The organism is Microcoleus sp. Pol12B5 (assembly GCF_036701335.1).
Taxonomy (GTDB): Bacteria; Cyanobacteriota; Cyanobacteriia; order Cyanobacteriales; family Microcoleaceae; genus Microcoleus.
The window spans coordinates 1-5,279 of sequence record NZ_JAUBQQ010000127.1; the positions used below are offsets into that span (position 1 = coordinate 1).

Consider the following 5,279-nt stretch of genomic DNA (forward strand, 5'->3'; position numbering starts at 1 on the left):
TTACCCGCAGCTATGTAATCTCGCTGTTGGTCGCCGAAAGCGATATCGCTGCCTGCTTCACCTAATACTGTGTCGTCGCCACCAAAGGAAAGAAATAGTTGGTTGGTTTCGTTTCCTGTTAAGGAATCGTTTCCGGGAGTGCCGATGTTGGTGTTTTGGATGTCGATGAGTTGGGTGGCGTTGGAGTCGAAGTTGAGTATGGGGGAAGGCTGGGGGGGGGTAAATGTGATCGGGGGCAGCAAGGGCAAGGGGGCGCAACCGCAACTGGTATCTGGTTCGGGTACTGGGTTGAATATCGGGCTTGGTGTTGCCGCCGGGACGGGTGGTGTGGGTCTTGGTTCTGGGATGGGTGGTGTGGGTCTTGGTTCTGGGATGGGTGGTGTGGGTGTTGGCGCCGGGACGGGTGGTGTGGGTGTTGGTTCCACTGCGGGTGTGGGTGTTGGTTCCGGGACGGGTGGTGTTGGTGTTGGTTCTGGGATGGGTGGTGTGGGTGTGGGTTCCGGGACGGGTGGCGTGGGTGTTGGTTCTGGGATGGGTGGTGTGGGTGTGGGTTCCGGGACGGGTGGTGTTGGTGTGGGTTCCGGCGCCGGTGTGGGTGTGGGTATTGGTGTTGGTGTTGGTGTTGGTGTTGGTTCGTTCAGGGGAATGGCAGAGACAGTAGCGCTGGCGGGGCTGATAGCGCCCTGGTTGTCTGTAGCGCTGTAGGTGAAATTTGCTGTTGTAAAGTTGGCTGTCGATTGGAAAAATAATTGGTTAATGTCAGCAGGTGTCAGAATTTGACCGGCCGTGACAATCCGGCCGCCGATATCGGGATTGCCTAAAAATATCAGCCCTTCATTTGCTGGTGGGACGGTGTTGATGGTGAAGGATGCGATCGACCCGTCTGGATCTGTGCCGCCTAGTCCTGCGATCAAGACAGTGCTGCTGGGGGCGATATCGAGGTCGACGTTGTTAGCTACTGGCGGTTTGTTTGGCACCGGATCCAGTGCCGATACAGTAGCCCTGGCGCGGCTGGTAGCGCCCTGGTTGTCTGTAGCGCTGTAGGTGAAATTTGCTGTTGTAAAGTTGCTTGTCGATTGGAAAAATAATTGGTTAATGTCAGCAGGTGTCAGAATTTGACCGGCCGTGACAATCGTGCCGCCGGTATCGGGATTGCCTAAAAATATCAGCCCTTCATTTGCTGGTGGGACGGTGTTGATGGTGAAGGATGCGATCGAACCGTCGGGATCACTTCCTCCGAGTCCTGCGATCGCCACAACGCTGCTGGGGGCGATCTCAAGGTTGACGTTGTTAGCTATTGGTCGTAGGTTGGCGGGAGTCGGAGTCGGAGTCGGTGCGGGTGGGGGAGTCGGAGTCGGAGTCGGGGCAGAGGCGATGCTGGTGCTAACAGTTGCGCCGGGATCGCGGCCGTTATTGTTAGCGGGATTCGGGTCATCAGTGGTTGAGGTACTTCTTGCCGTGTTGCTCACAGTCCCCGTCGTCGGGACTGGGAATCTGACAGTCCGGCTGACGGTCACGCCGTCAGCTAAGCTAGCAATGGGCGGAAAGCTGACAATGCCTGTGGCTGGGTCGTAAATACCGCCGTTGGATGCTGTAACGCCCGTTAAACCGGGAACGATGCTGTCTGTAACGGTGATGTTGGTAGCGGTACTCGGCCCTCTGTTTTCGGTGAGAATTGTGTAGGTGACAGTCGATCCGGCTGCCGCAGTAGCGGGTCCGGTTTTGAGCGTCACTACATCGGCGCTATCGGTGATCGTGGTAGTGACTCTTGCCGACGGGCTGCTGCCGTTGTTGTTGGCAGGATTGGGGTCTGGGCTCGTTGAGGTGCTGCTAGCAGTGTTGGCGATGGGGCCGCCGGTGGCGGGAAATGGAAAACGGACGGTTCTGTTGGTGCTGGCTGCGCTGGCTAGGGATGTGATCGCCGGCCAAGTCACAATACCTGTAGTTTGGCTGTAAGTTCCGCCCTCCGAGACGCTGACTCCTGTTAAACCCGGAACAATGGTGTCGCTGATCACCACATTGGTTGCCGCACTCGGCCCACTGTTGGCTGCCGTAATTGTGTAGGTAACAGTCGAGCCCGCAGCCGCAGTAGGGGGCCCGGTTTTGATCGTAGCTACATCGGCGCTATCGGTGATCGTGGTGGTGACTCTTGCCGACGGGCTGCTGCCGTTGTTGTTGTCAGGATTGGGGTCTCGGCTCGTTGAGGTGCTGCTAGCAGTGTTGGCGATGGGGCCGCCGGTGGCGGGAAGTGGAAAACGGACGGTTCTGTTGGTGCTGGCTGCGCTGGCTAGGGATGTGATCGTCGGCCAAGTCACAATACCTGTAGTTTGGCTGTAAGTTCCGCCCTCCGAGACGCTGACTCCTGTTAAACCCGGAACAATGGTGTCGCTGATCACCACATTGGTTGCCGCACTCGGCCCACTGTTGGCTGCCGTAATTGTGTAGGTGACAGTCAAGCCTGCAGCCGCAGTAGGGGGCCCGCTTTTGACCGTCACTACATCAGCGCTATCGTTTGTAATAGTGGTCGTGACCCTCGCATCCGGGCTGCTGCCACTGTTGTTACCGGGTACGGGATCGATCGTGCTGCTGCTGCTGAATACACTGTTGGTAATAGGGCCGAGTGTAGTTGGGGTTGTAACAGTTACGGTGCGCGTGGCGGTGGCCCCAAGAGGTAAATTCGGAATACTCCAGGAAACCAGTCTCGTTGTCGGGTTGAAAGTGCCGTCGCCGTCGGCACTACCAAATACTGCCCCGACGGGCAATTGATCTTCAATCACCACGTTTTCGGCGTCGTTCGGGCCGTTATTTACTGTGGTAATTGTGTAAGTAATGGGGCTACCCGGCGCCGCTGCGGCCGGGCCTGTTTTCGTTGAGGCAACATCTGCTGTAGTAAGCGGCACGTCTATAGTTTGGATAGACAAAGTGCGAACGTCGTGAATATTTGTAGCGTCTCCCGTTGAACCAGCAAAACCAAATTTGAATGTTGCCGGTATTGGCTCGTTTATCTCCTCTTGTAAATTGGCAATGTCGATAAGAGTCTCACCCGGATCTGCAAACGAACCATTATTGTTGAGATCAAAGTTAACAGTGAGATGGTTTGGCGTTGCAGAATTGGGTGGTTGCAAAATAATTTGAACTCTTCTTCTGGCTGCTTCGCGATTGCTAGTAATGGCGTTGATCGGCCCGTTTGGAGGCAGAGGATTTACGGTATCGGGAATATTATCTATTCCCTGCGGCACAAACGTAGAAGTTAAAAATCGATATCCCGTAGATTCGCTACCTCGGAGTGTTACCGAATCTGCTCTACGAGTCACCCCAATTCCTTCTACGCGCCCTTGAGTTTCACTTGAGAAATTTCCAAATTCATCCAATCCAATTCCTAAATAACCTCCCCGTAAACCGGACTGATTTGTGTCTGTATTTTGGGCGTAGCCGAGAGACCCTCCATAGCCTCCAGCTACTGTTGGCGTCACAGTACCGTCAATTAAAAAGAAACTTATGCCGTCCCCTGTCCGCCCTGCTAAATTCGGACGTGCAGTGCCGTCGTAGGCAAATATATCAAAGACAATGTTAAGACCACTATTGACGGGAACCTGACTGTTATAGATGACAAAAGTAGATTGGTCAAAAGTTCTTGTAGTTAATCTTAACGCCCCGCTGCCAACCGGGTCTATGTTCAAACCTGGAAAACTCTCCGTTCCGGTTCCTGCTGTTAAAGCCGGAGCATCTGACGTGCCTGTTACCCCAGAGATCCAAGGTCCGATTAGACGTGCGTCTTGAAAACTTTCGTCCACTAAACTAATGAGGACAGCGCTGTAAGTTTCCTGGGTTTTTGTTTCAAAGGCTATTGCGGTTTTTACTCGTCCGGCTGTAACATTTAATTGCCAGTTTCCTCCTAATTTTGCACTGCCAATTAGATTGTTGGAAGCCGCTATGTTTGCGCCTGTTAATTCTCTCAGCTTCTGCACGAAAGCAATCCCGGCTTTTCCAGATCCAACCTGACACGCTAATATTAAAATATCGGCTTTTTCCGTGAAGGCATGGCGCCACTGTTGCAAATGCCGATCGTACTTTGGTAAGTTTTCATCCTTCAGTAAAGTTGACCCCAGTTGCACCGAAGCTTCATTGCCGTGAGCAACTATCTGAAGGCTGGCAATGGAGCTGCGTTTAGCTAAAATCTCAGTAATTTGTTCTACTCCGTCCAGACTTCGATCAAGGACAATTATCTCTGTCCCCGGTTTGACTCCGCTGGCAAGATGCTGATAATTCTCTACCCTCGGATCGATGCAAACTAAATGTTTTTTACGTTGAGTATTAACGCCCCGGCTCGCTTTTGTTAAACAGGAAATATTAATAGCCGGATTACCGACTAACGGCGTCCCAATCAAAGAAACTTTTATGCAGTCCGTGTCGCGACGATCGCAACTTAATTTGTGAATTGGCGAAGAGTAGTTGCACCATAAATTTTTCATGAGTTAGATAGCTCCTTGATTTGTTAATCATCAATCTTCAGTGGTAGATATTATTGTTAATTGCTAATGGAAATCTCTAATTACTAATTTCTCGACTTCGCATACTTAACAAGTTCTATTTACTTCGATTTTTTTTTGCGCGACATCTTCCTAAAGTAGCAGTTAGCTGTATTTACCTGGTAAATCAGGGTTTTTTTAGCCAATTCAGACGTAGTGCCAACTTATTTTATGATGAAGAAAAATGATCGCAATCTCCGAAAATACACCTTTTAATTAGATATTTTTTACCTAAATGCAGTTGACAAGCATTCTTGTTTGTAGTAAACAAAGCTTGGATTTCCGATTTTCACTCAGACTTGATTCTTTATCAAGAACCAATTTTAGGGCTGTCAATCAGCCCAATGTCAGATAATCTATATTTCACTAAAGAAATGGTTATAAATTTTGTAGTTATCAACTTCGTTTTCTGGCTTTTGTCAAGAATGAATGACTCACCACCAAAATTTCATGGCCGTCAGCAAGTCGAATCAGCAATAATTCATCGGCTTGATATTTTTTGTAGTAATAATTAAAAACTCGGTTTATTTAACAAACCGATTTGCTATAACTTTAGGAAAAATTCAGATAATCTATATTTCACTAAAGAAATGGTTATAAATTTTGTAGTTATCAACTTTTTTTTCTGGGTTTTGTCAAGAATGAATGACTCACCACTAACCAATTTCAGGGTCGTCAGCAAGTCGAATCAGCAATAATTCATCGGCTTGATATTTTTTGTAGTAATAATTAAAAACTCGGTTTATTTAA

General features: G+C 49.7%; 1 protein-coding gene. It reads right to left on the reverse strand.

The window, feature by feature from the left end; translation table 11 throughout:
• The coding region (locus tag QUA24_RS26585) for a DUF4347 domain-containing protein (RefSeq protein WP_333233367.1) at window positions 1–4,472 on the reverse strand (4,472 nt) is incomplete at its 3' end.
• Window positions 4,473–5,279: the final 807 nt, after the last annotated feature.